15 protein-coding genes are annotated in these 17,605 nt (G+C 71.3%); 2 read left to right on the top strand and 13 right to left on the bottom strand.

Annotated elements, in window-relative coordinates; genetic code table 11:
- Window positions 1–10: 10 nt before the first annotated feature.
- From IFT77_RS06570 to IFT77_RS06540, 7 genes are all read right to left on the bottom strand, one after another.
- Window positions 11–4,441, bottom strand: a complete 4,431-nt coding sequence (locus tag IFT77_RS06570) for an FtsK/SpoIIIE domain-containing protein (RefSeq protein WP_192169557.1) — start codon at window positions 4,439–4,441, stop codon at window positions 11–13.
- Window positions 4,442–4,464: 23 nt separating this feature from the next.
- Window positions 4,465–5,073 carry a hypothetical protein gene (locus IFT77_RS06565; protein WP_192169556.1) on the bottom strand — a complete coding sequence of 203 codons (609 nt, stop codon included), beginning with the start codon at window positions 5,071–5,073 and terminating at the stop codon, window positions 4,465–4,467.
- A 67-nt stretch (window positions 5,074–5,140) separates the two neighbouring features.
- Window positions 5,141–5,773, bottom strand: a complete 633-nt coding sequence (locus IFT77_RS06560; RefSeq protein WP_192169555.1) for a hypothetical protein — start codon at window positions 5,771–5,773, stop codon at window positions 5,141–5,143.
- Window positions 5,774–5,787: 14 nt separating this feature from the next.
- Window positions 5,788–6,297, bottom strand: a complete 510-nt coding sequence (locus tag IFT77_RS06555) for a hypothetical protein (protein WP_192169554.1) — start codon at window positions 6,295–6,297, stop codon at window positions 5,788–5,790.
- A gap of 11 nt (window positions 6,298–6,308) precedes the next feature.
- Window positions 6,309–7,637, bottom strand: coding sequence for a hypothetical protein (locus IFT77_RS06550; protein ID WP_192169553.1), 1,329 nt, complete (start codon window positions 7,635–7,637; stop codon window positions 6,309–6,311).
- Window positions 7,637–7,927, bottom strand: coding sequence for a hypothetical protein (locus IFT77_RS06545; RefSeq protein WP_192169552.1), 291 nt, complete (start codon window positions 7,925–7,927; stop codon window positions 7,637–7,639). The genes IFT77_RS06550 and IFT77_RS06545 overlap by 1 nt, the downstream gene beginning before the upstream one ends.
- 73 nt (window positions 7,928–8,000) lie before the next feature.
- Complete coding sequence (locus IFT77_RS06540) at window positions 8,001–8,294, bottom strand: WXG100 family type VII secretion target (protein ID WP_123547744.1); 294 nt, start codon at window positions 8,292–8,294, stop codon at window positions 8,001–8,003.
- Between the two features lie 98 nt (window positions 8,295–8,392).
- On the opposite strand from IFT77_RS06540, the gene IFT77_RS16805 reads away from it, so the two are divergent.
- Window positions 8,393–9,031, top strand: a complete 639-nt coding sequence (locus tag IFT77_RS16805) for an FHA domain-containing protein (RefSeq protein WP_244638586.1) — start codon at window positions 8,393–8,395, stop codon at window positions 9,029–9,031.
- Window positions 9,032–9,062: 31 nt separating this feature from the next.
- On the opposite strand, the gene IFT77_RS06530 is transcribed toward IFT77_RS16805, so the two are convergent.
- From IFT77_RS06530 to IFT77_RS06520, 3 genes are all read right to left on the bottom strand, one after another.
- Window positions 9,063–11,486 (bottom strand): ATP-dependent helicase, encoded by a 2,424-nt coding sequence (locus tag IFT77_RS06530; protein ID WP_192169550.1) that lies wholly within the window; start codon window positions 11,484–11,486, stop codon window positions 9,063–9,065.
- 112 nt (window positions 11,487–11,598) lie between these two features.
- Window positions 11,599–12,225 (bottom strand): hypothetical protein, encoded by a 627-nt coding sequence (locus tag IFT77_RS06525; RefSeq protein ID WP_192169549.1) that lies wholly within the window; start codon window positions 12,223–12,225, stop codon window positions 11,599–11,601.
- 10 nt (window positions 12,226–12,235) lie between these two features.
- Window positions 12,236–13,222, bottom strand: a complete 987-nt coding sequence (locus tag IFT77_RS06520) for a glycerophosphodiester phosphodiesterase family protein (protein WP_192169548.1) — start codon at window positions 13,220–13,222, stop codon at window positions 12,236–12,238.
- A 243-nt stretch (window positions 13,223–13,465) separates the two neighbouring features.
- Between IFT77_RS06520 and IFT77_RS06515 the strand changes: the two genes are divergently transcribed.
- A complete protein-coding gene (locus tag IFT77_RS06515; protein ID WP_192040760.1) occupies window positions 13,466–14,311 on the top strand; it encodes a Bax inhibitor-1/YccA family protein in 846 nt (281 codons plus the stop codon).
- 326 nt (window positions 14,312–14,637) lie between these two features.
- Here the strand turns inward: IFT77_RS06515 and guaA are convergent, their stop codons facing one another.
- From guaA to IFT77_RS06500, 3 genes are all read right to left on the bottom strand, one after another.
- Complete coding sequence (gene guaA, locus IFT77_RS06510) at window positions 14,638–16,224, bottom strand: glutamine-hydrolyzing GMP synthase (RefSeq protein WP_192040759.1); 1,587 nt, start codon at window positions 16,222–16,224, stop codon at window positions 14,638–14,640.
- Window positions 16,221–16,664 (bottom strand): DUF3817 domain-containing protein, encoded by a 444-nt coding sequence (locus IFT77_RS06505; RefSeq protein WP_192169547.1) that lies wholly within the window; start codon window positions 16,662–16,664, stop codon window positions 16,221–16,223. The genes guaA and IFT77_RS06505 overlap by 4 nt, the downstream gene beginning before the upstream one ends.
- 99 nt (window positions 16,665–16,763) lie before the next feature.
- The gene (locus IFT77_RS06500) at window positions 16,764–17,579 is read right to left on the bottom strand and encodes an SURF1 family cytochrome oxidase biogenesis protein (protein ID WP_192169546.1); all 816 of its coding nucleotides are present in this window, start codon (window positions 17,577–17,579) and stop codon (window positions 16,764–16,766) included.
- Between the last annotated feature and the right edge of the window lie 26 nt (window positions 17,580–17,605).

The raw sequence follows: 17,605 nt of genomic DNA, 5'->3' as shown, positions 1-17,605 counted from the left end.
GACGGCCGGCTCACGGCACGGGTACCTGGGCCGGCTGGACGACACCGTCGCCGACGTTGACCTGAGCCACTCCGATCCGAGGGCGGACGGACAGCGAGCTCCGGGGCACGACTGCCCCGATCAGGTCGCCCTCCGCCGGCATCTGTGGGCTCAGCAGCGCTCCGCAGCGGCCCCGTCTCAGGTCGACGTGCCACCCCGTGAATCCGTGGGCCAGCTCGGCCGACGATCCTCCGGCGACCAAGGCCTGCCCCCGTTCCGCGCACGACGAGACGAAGTCGGCCAGCCACGCCGCGGCGGGGCAGTCCGTGACCGTCTCCGCGTCGTCCACCACGAGCACACGGCGTCGCTGCCCGCCGTCGAACCACGGTGCGAGATCGGCTGCGGACACGGCCGCCGTCGCGAGCACCGAGAGGACGCCGGGCACGGCCTCGAGCTCCCGGAGCGGCGAGGCACGCGGGGCGACGACGACGAGCTCGACGTCCTGTGCCAGGAGGGAGCGTGCCATCGTCAGGAGCACGGTGCTCCGTCCGCTGCGACCGGGCCCTGCGACGAGAAACGTCCCTCCTCCCGCGGCGAGATCGGGGCCGACCACGCCCATGTCGTCGCCCCCGAGACCGACCATGGCGACCATGGCGTCGGTCCGGACCTCCGGCGAGCGCCGAGCCCAGGCCTCGCCGAACCCCACCGGCCCGTCGAGGCGCTCGAGACGGAAGGGGCGCCGGACCGCCTGCACCGTCCTGTCCCGCTCCGTCGCCAACGCGCCGCGGACCCGCAGGGACTCGGCCTGGGCGCCGGCAGCGGGATCGTCGCAGAGGAGTGCGACCTGCGTCTCGACGGCCGTCTCCGACGTGAAGCACCGCCCGTCCCCGATCCTCTCCGGCAGCGTCCTCGGCGACATGCCGGCGAGCCCGTAGTCGGCACGGTCCGCGAGTCGCAGGACGAGCTTGTCCTCGACCATCGTCGCGAGCCGACCGGCGATGAGCTGCCGATCACCCGTGACGACGAGGTGCACCCCGACACCAGCGCCTTCGCGCAGCAAGAACGTCACCTGCTCCACGGGCTCCCCGTGGTCGAGCTCGCCGAGCGATGCCGTGAAGCCCTCCCACCGGTCGATCATGAGCACGACGTGCGGCATGCGGTCGGCGGGGGCCGACGCGTGTCGTTGCTCGGCGACGCCGCCGTGCCCCTGCCGGGCGAGCTCGTCCTGCCGCCGCAGCGTCTCCGAGACGAGGCGCGCGAGCAGACGCCGGACACGGTCCACCTCGCTGCGCTGCACGACTGCGCCGGTGTGCGGCAAGGCCGCGAGCGGCAGGAGCGCTCCGCTGCCGCAGTCGATCCCGTAGAGGTGCACGTCGGCGCACGACGTCCGGTCGGCCACGGAGGCAGCGAGTGTCCGGAGCACCTGCGAGCGCCCCGACCGGGGCGCTCCGACGAGGAAGAGGTGGCCGGAGGCGTCGAGGTCGAGGACTGCCGGTTCCTGCGCCTGTCGGACAGGGTGGTCCTGCAGACCGAAGGGCAACGACGCGAGCTCCGCGGCCTGCGCCCCTGGGCGCTCGATCCGGCCGGTCGGCCTCTTGCCGGGGGACTGAGGAAGGTCGTCGAGCAGCACCACGTCGGGCAAGGCGTCGAGCCAGGGCCGGTGCGGGGCCGAGCCTCCCCTGAGCCGGTGGGCAGCGGCCGCCGCGGAGACCAAGTGTGCGAGATCGGTGACCACGTCGTCGTCCGCCCGCACGTCCTGGGGAGGGAGCTCCGGGAGCGCGCCGATCGTCGACCACGCCAGTCGACAGCTCCAGACGGGTCCGGCCCGTGTGACGACGGCACCGGGCGCTCGTCCGCCGACCCGTCCGGCCTGGAAGGGCAGGAGCGCGCCCGCGCCGAGCCTGACGAAGGCCCGTCCGGGGGTGGAGGGAGAGATGGCGGAGGCGTCGGGGGCATCGATGACGTCGGTGCTCTCGGACGGGTCCGTCACCCTCAGGGCGATGCGCAGGGCCGTGTTCGCACGGATGTCGGCCGAGACGACGCCCGTGGGCCGCTGCGTCGCCAGGACGAGGTGGATGCCCAGGGATCTACCGCGCTGGGCGATGTCCACGAGACCGGTGACGAAGTCCGGCAGCTCGCGCACGAGGGAGGCGAACTCGTCGATGACGATGACGAGCCGCGGCAGGGCGGTCGTCAGCCGCCCGCGGGCGACCTGGTCCGCGTGGTCCTCGACGTCCTTGGCGCCCGCATCGGCCAGGACGAGTTCACGCCGGTGGAGCTCGGCGCGCAGCGAGGTGAGAGCCCGCTCGACGAGGTGGCCGTCGAGGTCCGTCACCGTCCCCACCGTGTGCGGGAGCAGTGCGAAGTCCCGGAACGCAGCGCCGCCCTTGTAGTCGACGAGGACGAACGTCATCGCGTCGGTGTCGTTCGTCGCGGCCAGCGACGCCACGAGGCTCTGGAGCAGCTCGGACTTGCCCGACCCGGTCGTGCCCGCGACCAGGGCGTGCGGGCCGTCCGCGGAGAGGTCCACGGCGAACGGGCCGTCGATGCTCTCTCCGAGCACGACGCGGGTGCTCGGGCCGAGTCGTCGCCAGCGATCCAGGACGGCGAGAGCGTCCGGCTCGTCCAGACCGAGCAGGTCGAGGAGGCGAGAGGTCGCGGGCAGGCCGCCTGCCTCGCCCTCGTCGTCGACCTCGACGACCGGCGCCACGGCCCTCGCGACCGTCTCGTGCCAGCCCTCCGGCAGCTCGTCGGCGAGCACCTCCTGCACGCTCGTCGCGCGCTGTGCGGCGACGCCGTGCCGGTGCGCCCCGGCAGAGACGACGGCCACGCACTCCTCGGGCAGGGAGCGCTCGTCGACGTCGAGGCAGATCGCCCAGACCTTCACCGACGGCCCCTCCTTGAGCACGGTGACGAGCCCGGGCAGGGTGCGCAGCCGCCGGGCCCCGTCCACGACGACCACCACGTCGGGGGCGTCGTGGTCGACCGCTCCGCGCGCCTCGCGGGCCGCTCGCCGCCGGGCCTCGATGAGGGCCGAGAGCTCGGCGAGCCTGCGAGCGACTCCCTCCGCGTCGTGGCCCACCCGGATCGAGCACGAGCCGCCGGCGCCGGGACGGGTGTGCGGAAGCCATCGGAGCCACGACCAGTGCTCCTCGCCGGAGGGCGAGGTGAGCAGCACGACCTCGACGTCGCGCGGGCTCTGCAGCACGCCGATCTGCGCCAGCAGCCACGCGGCGAGCGGGCGGGCGTGCTCGTCACGGCCGGCGATCCCCACGACCCCGCAGCGGGGCAGGTCGAGGGTGACGGGGACGGCGTGCGCCTCGCGGGCGACGGTCCGCAGGTGCTCGAGCTCACGGGGGTCGTCGATGGTGACGCCCGAGGGGTGGTCCGCCGTGCCGACACGGAGGACGAGGTGATCCGGATCGGCGCGGCGACGCTCCCACAGCCGGGCACGACGACGCATCGCGATGTCGAGCACGGCGGCAGGGTCGGGGCAGCTCGCTCGCCGCTCCTGCTCGAGCTGGTGCACGGCGTCGTCTGCTGCGGAGAGCACCGACGACGTCGCCGCCTCGTGCTCGTCGAGTCTCCGTCGGTGGGTCAGCCGCCCGTTCCGCCGGTCGGACACGTAGTTGGCGACCATCACGATCGGCGACATCAGGCCGAAAGCGAGGTACATGAGGTGACCGAAGAGGCCGACCATGACTCCGGCCATCGCGAGCGGGGCCAAGGCTGCGACGACCGGGAGCGGTCGCCGTGCCGGCGCCTGCGGCTCGGGCGGCAAGCGGAAGGCGGTCGGCGGCGATTCGGGGAGCAGCCGTGGCGGTCGGGCGAACTCGAGGTGCGTCCCGCTCCTCGCCAGGTGGAGCGCTGCGCCGGGCCGGCGCCCGGCGGCGACCTCGAGCAGGACGCTCCCGACGCGCACGACGGACGACTCGTCGAGCTGGACGGACTCGACGAGCGGTCGCCGGTCGACGGTCACGACGGAGCCGTCAGCGAGCCCGTCGCTGGCAGTCCCGTCACCCTCCGTCCCGAGTGCGGGCTCGATCGTGAAGCGCCCCGCGCCGTCGAGACGGAGGACGGCCGCGAAGGCAGGCACGTCGCCGTCGAGACGGACCGTGGCCCGCGGAGACGACCCGACGACGCACACACCGGGATCGACGACGAAGACGGTCCCGGCCCCCGGCCCTCCGACGACGCGGATGCTGGGTCCGTCATCGGGCAGGGGCGCGGGCCCGGGAGGCGCACCGATCGTCAGCACGCTCCCCTCGAGCACTAGCCCCTGCGCCACGCACACGTCGAGCGCCACCGCACGGCCGTCGACGGTCACCGCCCCGTGCCCCGATGCGTGCCGATCGGCGGTCGTCCCCGCTCCGAGGTGCGGCAGCGCGGACGCGATGAGCTGCCGCACGGTCGTGTCGGGGTGCACCTCCCAGACCACGTCGGCCCGCTGGCCGCTCGTCACGTCGAGGACGGTCGCCGAGAGCCTCACTCCGCTCGGACGACGCTGATGCCGTCGATGAAGTCGTCGACGACGGGCAGGAGCAACGGCACGTTCTCCGGCGGACCGAGCTCGCAGGCGATGCGCAGGTCGAAGGGCTCAGACCGGAACGCGGTCACGACCATCGTGGTCAGCTGTCCGGTGACGTCGGCGTTCATCAGGCCCCGGAGTCCTCGCCCGAGACCTTGGGCGGTGACCTCCTGTAGCGCTGGAGGCTCCAGAGCGTCGAGATCCGTCGTGAGGACGAGCCGTCGCAGCAGATCGTCACGGTCGCCCTCGCAGAAGGCGTACTGGATGCGGAGCAGCAGGAACTCGCTCGTGACGGACGGCAGGTGCAGGTACTTGAGCTCGTTCTCGTCCTGCCAGTCGGCGAGGCGCTCGAGCATCCTGGTCAACCAGCGCTTGTTCGCCCGTGTGGTGACGAGGGACCTCGTGCACACGTCACGAACGGTGGCGGCCACCCACGAACGCGGCCCCTCGTGGCCCTGGTGCGGCCACGAGGGCGGCAGGCAGATCCACGTGGTCGCGTCGTAGCCGACGAGGATCTCCATTGGCCGGTCGTCCCGCGGGGCCACGGCGTGAGGCGAGTGGGTCATGAGGCGTTCTCCTGGTCGGTGTCGGGCTCTGGGCAGGTCGAGGGAGGCGGGGTGACGAGGGCGGGCGTCACTCGATCGGCCGATCAGTGATGAGGCGGCCGCGGTCGTCGCGCCATCGGACGGTCGTCAGCACGGCGTCGAAGAGCTCGACGAACGCGTCGGCCACCTCTCCGCGGCCCGGAGCCGCGGGCGCCTCATCCGCGACGACGGTGAGGACGATCGAGACCAGCAGGTGGTCCTGCCCCACGACGCGGGCGAGGACGGCTCGCCGCCGGAGGACCCACTCGCGTTCGTGCGGCGCCGCGGCCTCGAGCTCCCACGACACCGCGGGGTCACCTCCCACCACCGTGGGCGTCGCCCCGGCGGCTACCCGCGCGAGCAGAAGCCGGTCGAGGTCGCTGTGCGCGCTGCGCGCGACGGGCACGGCAGCGAACACGATGCTGCACGCCACGCCCGCGTCCGGCACGGGGCCGGCTGTGACGTACGAGTCGAGCACCGCGTGGTGCACGTCGGCCTCGCCGACCCGCCGGAGGGCGTCGACGAAGAGCGTCTCGAACTCGGGACCGGGGCTGGTCTCGTACAGCTGATCGAGCACCGTCGCCAGCGCCGTCTCCGGCCCCGCGCCTCCCGGGATGCGGATGAAGCCCGGCGGCACCACGACCGAGTAGGAGGCGCCCCTCGGCCCGGAGGCGCGGGTCACGTACCCCGACCCCTTCATTTTTCGCTCCAGGAGACGTGACGTTGGCAGGACGACTGCACCGCAGTCCGTCGCGCACCAGCGCCCAGAACGCGTCGCACGAGGACTGTGCAGAGACCGACTATGCCTGCGATGCAGAGGACAGTGCCCGGGATCACCGAGTCGCGGGGCCATTCCGGCGTATCGAGGAAGGCGACCGCGAAGAGGAGGCCGTCCACGCCCCCGAGCAGCGCGAACACCGCCGTCACGGTCGGGCTCCAACTGGATACGACGGCCGTCGCTCGCACGGTGCGCGCCACCGCGACGACGAGCAGCGGCGCGGAGACCCAGAACGGCCACGAAGGGAGGTCGATTGGAGGCCAGCCCGCACTCGTCCGCATCAGCTCATCACCGGGCGGGGCAGCTTCGCCGTGTACGTAACGGACCAGGGCCACCACCGCAAGACCTGCGCTCCCTCCCCAGTAACCGAGATGAGCCAGGAAGAGGGATGCGAAGACCGACCAGTCAAACCACGTGCGGCGTGGCACGTGGAATCGACTCACCATGCTGCACCGGAGATCGCGCGAGACGATGCAAGGGGAAGTCGTCCGCGGAGGTCCGCCGCGACGGACCAGACATCTGAGCCGACGCTCTGCACCTGCCCGGCCCATGCCAGACCTCGCAGAGGCCTCAGGCTCTGCAAGAGGTCAGCAGCGTGCGCCAGCTCAGCCGCCGACGCGCCTGGTCGTTCCGCGGCGAGATAAAGCATCAGGTGCGCCGTAGCTGCGTCGCCCCCGGCCGAGAAAAGCGCTGGGCTCAGAGCTCGAGGCCTGCTCCGGTAGAAATTCTTGGCGACAGTGGCCTGTGCAAGCGACGACGTCATGCCCTCAGCCACGAGGGCTTCAGCTTGCGCCCCGCGCAGTGCAGCTACTGACCCTTGCGCGCTGGTCGTCAAGACCTTCCCTGCGCCGAGGGTCAGCAAGGAGAAGGCTGCGAAGCCGAGATCGATGAGTGTGGAAGTCCCTGCAAGCGATCGAGCAAGGGTCACGCCGACGCTCAGAAGCGCCAGAGCTAGGGCGACCGGACCCAGGAATGGGAGAGCCAGCGACAGAAGCCCTACGATCATGCCAATCCGATCCACTACTTCCAGGACCTTCCCGATCCACACGTCGTTCTCGCGCATCCACTCCTCGAACGACTCGAAGCCCGGAGCGAGTGCATCGCGCAGCGCCGATCCCTCCCAGGCCATGGTGATCGCGTCGCCGGCGTCACCCACCAGCGTCCCGACCGCGTGCGCCACGCCGCCGAGGTCGTCCCAGAGCGAGTCGTGCAGGCCGTTGTCCGTGGCGTCGTCGATCCGGTTGATCGCGACCACAGCGGCGGCGTCGGCGGCAGCGTGGGCGGCAGCGAGGCGCCGAGCCGACGTCGCCATCCGGTCACGCGCCTCCTCGCGTCTCACCTCCTGCGCCGTAGCCCAGTCCTCGTACTGCTGCTTCGCCGGCCCCTCGGGCTCGAGCATCGCGCGTCCCTCGTAGGTCGTCACGAGGCGGTCGGCGGCGTCGAAGTCCTCCCTCGCACGGTCGTTGTCGCGCACCGCAGGACGCGACTCGTCGAGGGCGCTCGCCAGCGACCCCGCATACGATCCGAGCGCGGCCCCGGCTTCGACGTAGCGCCCTCGCGCCGCGCTGAGCCTCGACTCGAGGTCCGCTGCCTCGAGCAAGAACGCCGCCACGGCCTCGCTCTCGGCCGACGACGCGTCGAGCGACCGCAACGAGGACGCGGCCGATCCGATGGACTCAGCGGTCAGCGAGAAACGCTGCGCCATCCGGTCGACGACGGCAGGGTCGCCCGGGACGACGGCCAGGGGAGACGACCACGAGTACGCCATCAGTCCTCACCTGCCAGCGACGCCGCGAGTTCTGCGTCCGCGGCGTCGAAGCCGTCGGCGATGCCGAGTGCGGACGCGCCGAGGTCGCCGATCGCCTCGGCGAGCTGTCGCCGCGAGTCGTCCCACCCTGCGGCGAACGACCGGACGCGCTGCGCGAGACCGGCATGGCCGCACGCGTCCGCGTCGTCGATGCCGTCACCGCCTGCCTCGAACGCCGTCTTCACCTCGCCGAGCGTCGTGAAGAGCGATCGGAGGTCACCCGTGTCGACCATGAGGCTCGATCGAGCCATGTCATCTCCCTCTCTCGGGTGGTCGCCCGTCTCGCCGGCTCGGCGAGACGGGCGTCCGTCATCGGGTCGGGCGTCAGCGGAGGCTGCTGGCGAGCTGCTCGTCGGTGCTCTGCAGGGCGTCGGCTGCGCCCTCGAGGAAACCGGCCATCCCCTCGATTGCCTGGATCGTCTTGCTCGCTCCGCTGGTGAACTCGCCGTACGCCGAGTCGAAGGCCTTCGAGGACCGGTCGGTCACGAACCCCGAGCCGACGAGGGTGTCGATCTGCGACCTGAGCTGGCTCAGCTGGTCCTCGATGGCTCGCTGTCCGTTGCGGAGCTGGGTCGCCTGGGTGCGGATGTCGTCGAAGGTGACGGAGACGTTTGCCATGGGTGGTCCTCTCTCGCGGCGACCCGCTCTGAGCCGCCTTGCATTAACATGTCACATGGAAAGACCGTTCGGGGCGCATTCCACAGGGAGGAGACGAGATGGCACGAGGATCAGGATCGAGGAGGGATCGCCGACAGGCGCCAGAGCACAGACGCCCCCTCGCCGAGGAGGACGTCGAGGCGCTCCGACGCGACGGTCTCCTCAGCAAGGTCATCCGGCTGCCTGTCGTGGCAGGGGCACCGTCCGTCCCCCTCCCCCCGCCCCCGCGGTACGCCCTGCCCGCGCTCACCGCGACGGCAGCCGCGCCGGCAGCCGCCCCGGCAGCCGCCCCGGCAGCCGCCCCGGCCCCGGCCCCGGCCCTGATCCGGGATCACGGACACGGGCCACATCACGACCTGTGCCTCGCAGACGGGACGAGGACACGAGTCACGTCGGCGGGGCTGGTGGTGGGCCGCCGACGGTCATCGGCGACGGCCTCGGACCCGTCATCGACCCCGAGGCTCGAGCTCGGGGACGAGTCGAGGTCACTTTCCCGCGAACACGCCCACCTCGTCGTCGACGACGACGGCATCGTGAGGGTCACGGACCTCGGCTCCGGCAACGGAACGACGGTGCAACGATCCGGAGGCACGGCCGTCGAGCTCGTGCCGGGAGCCCCGTTCGTCCTGGGGGTCGGCGACGTCCTCCACCTGGGCGGCACGACGGCCTTCCTGCAGGAGGCGCGATCGAGCCCCTAGGTCGCCGCGAGCCCCGACTCGCTCGACCCGCCTAGATCTTCTCGATCGGCGCGACCTTGATCAGCAGCTTCTTGCGGCCGGCCGTGTCGAACAGCACCTCGGCGATACGGCGGGCGCCCTCGCCGGTGACGGCCATGACGCGGCCCTCGCCGAAGTCGACGTGCGAGATGCGGTCGCCCGTCTCGAGCACCAGGTCGCCGTTGTCGCGCACCGTGCCGGTGACGCGGTTCGCCCACTCGGTCTTCGGCTTCGTCTTCGCCGCCGCCGTGGCGCGGTCGTAGCTGCCGCTGCCGTAGCCGCCCGACGCGCGCGGGGTCGCCCCGCGGTTGGTGTCGGGGCCGCCCTCGCGACGCGCGTTGAGCGCCCGCGGCTGGGTGCCTCCTCGGCTGTTCGCCATGCCCGGCGACTGCTTCCAGTCGATCAGGTCGACCGGGATCTCTTGCAGGTAGCGCGACGGCATCGCCACGTTGACCTCGCCGAACTGGGCCCGGGTCATCGCCAGCGACAAGAACAGCTGCTTGCGGGCACGGGTGATGCCGACGTAGAACAGCCGGCGCTCCTCAGCGGGGCCGCCGGGCTCGCTCGCCGACATGCGGTGCGGCAACAGGTCTTCTTCGACGCCGGTGAGGAACACGGCCTCGTACTCCAGGCCCTTCGCCGTGTGCAGCGTCATCAGCGAGACCGTGCCGCTCGAGTCGTCGAGGTCGTCGGCCGCGGCGACCAGCGTCACCTCGGTGAGGAAGTCGAGCAGGGTGCCGTCGGGGTTGTTCCGCTGGAATTCTTTCGTGACCGCGACGAGCTCGTCGATGTTCTCGGCACGCGCCTCGTCTTGCGGGTCCCTCGACGCCCTCAGCGCCTCCACCAGGCCGCTGCCCTCGATCAGCCGGGTGAGGATCTCGTGCACCGGCGCCGTGTCGGCCGTCGCCTGCACCTCGTCGAGCAGGGTCGCGAGACCGGTGATCGCTCCGGTCACCTTGGGGCCGAGGCCGAGCTCGCGGGCGTTGCGCATCGCGTCTCGCAGGGGCGCCTCGCGCTCGTCGGCCCAGCGCTGCATCGCCGTCTCGGTCGCCGGGCCGATGCCGCGCTTCGGCACGTTCATGATGCGGCGCAGCGCCATCGGGTCGGAGGGGTTCGCGACCGTGATCAGGTACGCCATCGCATCTTTGATCTCGGCACGCTCGTAGAACTTCGTGCCGCCGAGCACCCGGTACGGGATCGCCGAGCGGATGAAGATCTCTTCGAGCGCACGGGTCTGCGAGTTGGTGCGGTAGAAGACGGCGACGTCTTTGTAGGCCGTGCCCTGCTCGTGCAGCTTCGCGATCTCGTCGGCGACGAACTGTGCCTCGTCGTGCCCGGTGTAGCCCGTGAACCCGACGATCTTGGCGCCCTCGCCGACGGTCGTGAACAGGTTCTTGGCCTGCCGGTCGAAGTTGTTGGCGATGACGGCGTTGGCCGCGTCGAGGATGTTCTGCGTCGAGCGGTAGTTCTGCTCGAGCAGCACGACCTTCGAGTTGGGGAAGTCGCGCTCGAACTCGACGATGTTGCGGATGTCGGCCCCACGGAACGCGTAGATCGACTGGTCGCTGTCGCCGACCACCGTGAGCGACGCCCCGGGGATGCGGCCGCTGCCGTCGCGCATCGACTGCACGAACTGCCCGCCGCGCTCGAGGGCGTCGACGTGCTCGGGGTCGACGGGCCGCGTCAGCTCGCGGATCAGCGCGTACTGCGCGTGGTTGGTGTCCTGGTACTCGTCGACCAGCAGGTGGCGGAACCGCCGCTGGTACGTCGCCGCCACGTGCGGGAACGCCCGGAACAGGAACACCGTCTGCGCGATCAGGTCGTCGAAGTCGAACGCGTTCGCCTGCTGCAGCGACCGCGTGTACTGCCGGAAGATCTCGAGGAACATCACGTCTTGCGGGTCGCCGGCGTTGACCTGCCGCGCGTACGTCTCGACGTCGCTGAGCTCGTTCTTGAGCTTCGAGATCTTGCCGGCCGCCTGGCTGACGGTGAAGCCGAGCGAGTCGGCGTCGAGCTGCTTGAGGATGCGCTTGAGCAGCGCCTTCGAGTCGGCCGAGTCGTAGATCGTGAAGCTCTTCGTGAAGCCGAACTGCTCGGCCTCACGGCGCAGGATGCGCACGCACGCCGAGTGGAACGTCGAGATCCACATGCCCTCGGCCGCCTGGCCGACGAGCTGCTGCACGCGCTCGCGCATCTCGGCCGCGGCCTTGTTCGTGAAGGTGATGGCGAGGATCTGGCTCGGCCAGGCCTCACGCGTCGCGATCAGCCCGGCGATGCGGCGGGTCAGCACGCTCGTCTTGCCCGAGCCGGCACCGGCGACGATCAGCAGCGACTGCCCGCGGTACTCGACCGCCTCTCTCTGCTGCGGGTTCAGCCCCGCGGTCAGGGGATCACCGGCAGAACCGGAAGCGTCAGAGGGCTCGAGCACGATCGTCATGGCGCGGCCAGTCTAAGCCGGGCCCCCGACATCCGAGGCGGGACGGAGGAGGCGCACCAGCCGAGCGAGCACCAGGTCGAGCACCGGCTCGAGCACCAGCTCGACGACCAGGTCAGAGAGGCACGCCCGCTGCCCAGCACACGAGGGCGTAGAGCCCCGTCTGTACGCCGGCGGCGACGAAGACGACGTACCACGTCCCCCGCGGCGCACTGGTGCGCACGCGGTCGAAGAGCCGGCTCGGCCACGGCGCCCGGAACGGTCGTGGCGGAACGAGCCAGCGCTCTGGCCGGGGCGGCAAGGACCGCGCCGCATCGGTGTGCAGCCAGCGCTCGTCGCCCGTGTGCACGGGAGTGAAGAAGAAGCCCACGAAGCGCACGCCGGTGAGCAGCCAGTCGACCTCGAGGTCGGAGTCGGGGAGGTGCGGCGAGCGTCCCGTGCGCTGGGCCACCGCCTCCTCGTGTCGTCGTGTGTGGACGCGCGCGACCCAGACGGCCGGCACGACGCTCGTGCTCAGGACGGAGCTCAGGGTCAGGCCGCACATCACCGCCGCGAAGGGTCCGGCGACGAACAGGCCCGCACCGGTGCCCTGCGCAGCCGAGACGGGCCCCGCCACCACCAGCACGGCCCAGAAGACGGCGACCGGCACCTGCACGAGGGTGAGCACGAGGGCACCGAGGCACGCGACGACCGCCCGCGCGAGCAGCACCTCCGAGCGCTGCCACCATCGGTCAGCGCTCACGACCTCGCCCTCACAGCCCCGCGCGCACCGCGACCGCGCGCTCGGGGTGGTCGGCGAAGACCCCGTCGAGGCCCAGCGCCATCAGGTCGGCGAACTCCGACTCCCAGTCGCCCTCCGCCTCCTTGCCGCCGGCCTGGCGGTTTCCCTTCGCGAGGAACGCGTTCTCGATCCGCAGGGTCCAGGCGAACACGTCGAGACCGACCGCGTGCGCCCGGTCGACGAGCTCGGGCCGGGTCTCGCCGGAGGGGTGCAGCAGCATCGCCTTGTCGTACGAGACCCCGTGCAGGCCCGCCTCGCCCAGGGCCGTCAGCGACGTCTCGTCGAGCTGGTCGGCGTAGGTCGGCGCCGCCGAGCCGAGCCGGGCCACCTGGTCGGCCGCCGAGCCCGCCTTCTCGACGAGCCAGACGAGGCTGCCGCCGACTCCCCTCTCTTGCAGCTGCCACAGCACGGTCTGCTCGAAGCTCTCGACGGTGAGGCGTGAGTCGTCCGCCCAGCCGTGCTCGGCCAGCTCGGCGGCGACGAGCTCGTCGAGGGGCAGCCCGAGCGCCTCGAAGTGCTGGGCGTGCTTCACCTCGGCGACGAGGCCCACCTCGCGCGTGGCGTCGTCGAGCAGCCGCAGCAGGTCGCTCAGCCGCTGGATGCCGCCCTCCCCGTCGTGGGCGGCGCTGAGCGGACGCAGGTGCGGCAGGCGCTCGCGCACGGTCAGCGTCGCGAGCTCGGCCCAGGTGAAGTCCTCGGTGAACCAGCCCGCCACCTCCTTGCCCTCGATCTGCTTGGTGGTGCGGCGGTCGGCGAACTCCGGGTGGTCGGAGACGTCGGTCGTGCCCGAGATCTCGTTCTCGTGCCGCAGCACGAGCACGCCGTCGCGGGTGGGCACGATGTCGGGCTCGATCGCGTCGGCCCCCAGCTCGATGGCCAGGCGGTAGGCCGCCTCCCCGTGCTCGGGCCGGTGCCCGCTGGCTCCGCGGTGGGCGATGACGAGGGGGCGAGGCGACATGGCAGCCACGGTACCGGCGGCGGGCGACGGACGAGGAGGCGCGGCGTCGGCAGGCAGCTGCACCCCGGCCCCGAGACGGTGCAACCCTGCAGCCGGTGCACGTTCGCCTGCCGCGAATACGGGCCTCATCAGGCAAATCCCCAGCCCTCCCCTGGCCGACACCCGTTAGCCTCTTCTGTACGGCGACGCAGCACACAGCACCTCGCGTCGCGACCACGTCTCACGACCAGAAGAGGAACTCCCTTGGCATTCTCGAATCCCGGCTTCAGTCAGTCGCCGGCCTTCTCGGAGAAGGGCGCCGCCGTCATCCGACAGGAGCGCGCCGCTGCGGGACAGCGCCCCGTCGAGTACAACGGCATGACCGCCGAGCAGCTGCAGGATCTCTACACGCAGCCCGCCGCCGGCCCCGTCGAGACCGACCGCATGACCTACGAGGACACGATCACGAAGACGGTCATCGCCTTCGCCGTCGTCGCCCTCGGTGCGGCCGTCGGCTGGTTCATCCCGGCCCTCGCCATCGTCGGTGCGATCGCGGGCTTCGTGCTCGCCCTCGTCAACATCTTCAAGAAGCGCCCCTCCGCCGGTCTGGTGCTCGCGTACTCGGCAGCCCAGGGCCTCTTCGTCGGCGGCATCTCGTCGATCTTCGAGGCTCGGTTCGACGGGATCGTCACGCAGGCGCTGCTCGCCACCGCCTCGGTGTTCGTCGTCACCCTGCTGCTGTTCCGCAGCGGCAAGATCCGCGCGTCGGCCAAGGCCACGAAGATCTTCATGATCGGCATGATCGGCTACGCCGTCTTCTCGCTGCTCAACCTCGGCCTCATGGCCTTCGGCGCCAACTCGAACCCCTGGGGCCTGCGCGGCACCGACATCCCCGGCACCAGCATCCCGATCGGGTTCGTCCTGGGCATCCTCGTGATCCTCATGGCCGCCTACTCGCTGGTGCTCGACTTCACGAACATCAAGACGGGCGTCGAGCGCGGCGCCCCGCGCATCTACGGCTGGTCGGCCGCCTTCGGCCTGGTCATGACCGTCGTGTGGCTCTACGTCGAGATCCTGCGTCTCCTCGCCATCCTGCGAGGCAACGACTAGCAGGCCCGCGACACCAGGAAGCGGGGCTCGTTCCGAGAGGGACGGGCCCCGCTTCTCTGTGTGCCCGGCGCCGTGCGCGGGCGCTCTCGGCCCCGCGGACCCGTCCCTAGGTAGACGAAAAGGGACGTCGTACCGGTGGGCCCACCGGTACGACGTCCCTTTTCACCTGCGACGCGGGGTCGGTGCCACCCGTGGGCTCCACCCGCCTCAGCACGCTTCGCAGAGGCGTCTGCGGAACGCGATGCTCAGCACCTACTGGTGGGCACCGGGGTCGCAGGCTCCCCCGGAATGACGGGGCTCGACGCTTCGCGTCGAGACCAGCCCCGTCATTCCCACTCGATGGTGCCCGGCGGCTTCGACGTGACGTCGAGCACGACGCGGTTGACGCCGTCGACCTCGTTCGTGATGCGGTTCGAGATCTTGGCGAGCACGTCGTAGGGCAGGCGCGTCCAGTCCGCCGTCATGGCGTCCTCCGACGAGACCGGGCGCAGCACGATCGGGTGGCCGTAGGTGCGACCGTCGCCCTGCACGCCCACCGAGCGGACGTCGGCGAGCAGCACGACGGGGCACTGCCAGATGTCGCCGTCGAGGCCGGCGGCGGTCAGCTCGGCGCGCGCGATGGCGTCGGCGTGACGCAGCAGCTCGAGGCGCTCGTGGGTGACTTCGCCGATGATGCGGATGCCCAGGCCGGGCCCGGGGAACGGCTGGCGGCCGACGATGACCTCGGGCAGGCCGAGCTCGCGGCCGATGGCCCGGACCTCGTCCTTGAAGAGGGTGCGGAGAGGCTCGACGAGCTCGAACTGCAGGTCCTCCGGCAGGCCGCCCACGTTGTGGTGGCTCTTGATGTTCGCGGTGCCCGTGCCGCCGCCGCTCTCGACGACGTCGGGGTAGAGCGTGCCCTGCACGAGGAACTTGACGTCGGACTCGCCCTCGGCCGCGGCCTCGAGCACGAGCGCCTCGGCGGCGCCCTCGAAGCTGCGGATGAACTCGCGCCCGATGATCTTGCGCTTCTGCTCGGGGTCGGTGACGCCGGCGAGCGCGTCGAGGAACTGCTGCTCGGCGTCGACCGTGACGAGGCGGACGCCCGTCGAGGCCACGTAGTCCTCCTCGACCTGGCGACGCTCGTCGGCACGCAGCAGGCCGTGGTCGACGAAGACGCAGACGAGCTGGTCGCCCACCGCCTCGTGGACGATGGCGGCCGCGACGGCCGAGTCGACGCCTCCGGAGAGACCGCAGATCACGCGCGACGAGCCGACCTGCTCGCGGATGCGGGCGACCTGCTCGGCGATGACGTTGCCGCTGTTCCAGTCGGCGGGGATGCCGGCGGCGCGGTGCAGGAAGTTCTCGAGCACGGCCTGGCCGAACGACGAGTGCTTCACCTCGGGGTGCCACTGCACGCCGTAGAGCTTGCGGGCGTCGCTCGAGAACGCGGCGACGGGGGTCGCGGCGCTCGACGCGAGCACGTCGAAGCCCTCGGGCGCCTTCGAGACCGAGTCGCCGTGGCTCATCCACGTCGTCTGCGAGGTCGGCTGGCCCGAGAGCAGGGTGCTGTCGCCCGCGGCGAGGGTGACGTCGGTCGCGCCGTACTCGCGCTGGCCGGTACGCGAGACCTCGCCGCCGAGGGCCTTGGCCATCGCCTGGAAGCCGTAGCAGATGCCCAGCACGGGCACATCGAGCTCGAGGATGGCGGGGTCGAGGCCCGGCGCGCCCTCTTCGTAGACGCTCGACGGGCCGCCGCTGAGCACGATGCCGACGGGGTTCTTCGCCGCGATCTCAGCGGCGGTGATCGTGTGCGGCACGATCTCGGAGTAGACGTTGGCCTCCCGCACGCGACGCGCGATCAGCTGCGCGTACTGCGCCCCGAAATCGACGACGAGGACGGGGCTCTGGGCCGTCTCGGTGGCTTCTGTCACGCGGGGGCTCCCTGGGTGCTGGGGGTGGGCTCGGCGACCAGCGCGGCGTGCTCACGCATCGCCAGCTTGGTCATGTGGCTCTCGACGAAGAACGAGAGGAACGGCACGACGCCGCCGAGCGCGATGATGATGAACCGCGAGAACGGCCAGCGCATCAGGCTCCAGAGGCGGAAGTCGGCGAAGAGGTAGACGACGTAGAGCCAGCCGTGCGCGATCAGGATCGCGGTCGACAGGTTGAAGCCGGTGGTGATCGAGTCGACGGGCACGAGGAACCCGCCCTCGCCGCCGAGCTGCATCTCGAGCTGCAGGGGCGTGTACTTGAAGGCCATCTCGAAGACGAGCAGCAGCAGCATCACGCCGGTGACGTAGGCGGAGATCTTGTAGAACCGGACGGCACCCGGGATCTTCGGGATGTCGCGTTGCCGGGGCTTCAGGGGCATGGCCTCGATCCTACCCGCGGAGCCGGCGGCGCCAGGGCGGGGTCGGTCGTCATCGAGCCAGCGCAGGAGGCGCGGGTCGGCGAGCGCAGGAGGCGCAGGTCAGGAGACGGTCTCGGCCTCGAGCCGCGCCTCCTCGGCCTCGTCGACCTCGCGCTCGAACCGGTCGCGCACCAGCCGGAACCACAGGAAGATCGCGAATCCGGCGAACACGACCCACTCGATCGCGTAGAAGACGTTCAGCCAGTTGAGCGAGCGGTCGCTCTCGGGCGCGACGGAGTCGATGGCGGCGAGGCCCTCGACCGGGTCGGCCGAGACGACGTAGCCGGAGTAGACGTCGCCGTCGAGGTCGGCCCACTCGTTGACGAGCATGGGCACCGACACGACGTTCTCACGGCCGCCCTTGAAGTCGCCGTCGGAGGGCTGGTCGCTCGGCATGTACCGACCGGTCACGGTGACCGTCCCCGTGGGCACGGCGCGCTCGGCGGCCTCGGCGCCGCCCTCGTCGCTGCTCCAGCCGAGGGCCACGACGACCGACGACCCGTCGACGTCGTCGACGAGACGGCCGATCAGCCACGAGCCGGGGTCGCCGCCGTTGTAGCGGTCGACGACGACGCGGTAGTCGTCGGGCGCGAACTGCCCGGTGAGCGTGACCATCTGCCCGCCGACGCGGTCGTAGAACGGCGACTGCGGGTCGACGACGTCGCTGAGGATCTTGACCGTCTCGGTCCCGGGGTTGACCTCCTGCCCGCTCTCGACGCTGCGCTCGATCTGCCAGTGGCCGAGCCAGGCGAAGATGCCCGAGATGACGAGGCAGAGGGCGAGCATCGCGATCCAGCGGGGGCGCCGGGCGACCTCCCACATGGAGGCGGGCACGTCGACGTCGCGCGAGACGGGAGGGTTCTCGGTGCGGGTCACGAGCCCGATGGTACCTGCGCCCCCGC

The sequence above is a fragment of the Frigoribacterium sp. CFBP 13729 genome, assembly GCF_014841875.1.
In the GTDB taxonomy this organism is placed as follows: domain Bacteria; phylum Actinomycetota; class Actinomycetes; order Actinomycetales; family Microbacteriaceae; genus Frigoribacterium.
The sequence above is the reverse complement of the archived record's forward strand: the minus strand, read 5'-3'. Positions and strand labels throughout refer to the sequence as shown.

What these genes read in the sequence shown, in the direction of transcription:
- IFT77_RS06545 (WP_192169552.1), bottom strand. Translation starts at nt 7,927, where the DNA reads ATGGCTCGATCGAGCCTCATGGTCGACACGGGTGACCTCCGATCGCTC.
- IFT77_RS06550 (WP_192169553.1), bottom strand. Translation starts at nt 7,637, where the DNA reads ATGGCGTACTCGTGGTCGTCTCCCCTGGCCGTCGTCCCGGGCGACCCT.
- IFT77_RS06505 (WP_192169547.1), bottom strand. Translation starts at nt 16,664, where the DNA reads ATGCCCCTGAAGCCCCGGCAACGCGACATCCCGAAGATCCCGGGTGCC.
- IFT77_RS06520 (WP_192169548.1), bottom strand. Translation starts at nt 13,222, where the DNA reads ATGTCGCCTCGCCCCCTCGTCATCGCCCACCGCGGAGCCAGCGGGCAC.
- IFT77_RS06565 (WP_192169556.1), bottom strand. Translation starts at nt 5,073, where the DNA reads ATGACCCACTCGCCTCACGCCGTGGCCCCGCGGGACGACCGGCCAATG.
- IFT77_RS16805 (WP_244638586.1), top strand. Translation starts at nt 8,393, where the DNA reads ATGGCACGAGGATCAGGATCGAGGAGGGATCGCCGACAGGCGCCAGAG.
- IFT77_RS06530 (WP_192169550.1), bottom strand. Translation starts at nt 11,486, where the DNA reads ATGACGATCGTGCTCGAGCCCTCTGACGCTTCCGGTTCTGCCGGTGAT.
- IFT77_RS06540 (WP_123547744.1), bottom strand. Translation starts at nt 8,294, where the DNA reads ATGGCAAACGTCTCCGTCACCTTCGACGACATCCGCACCCAGGCGACC.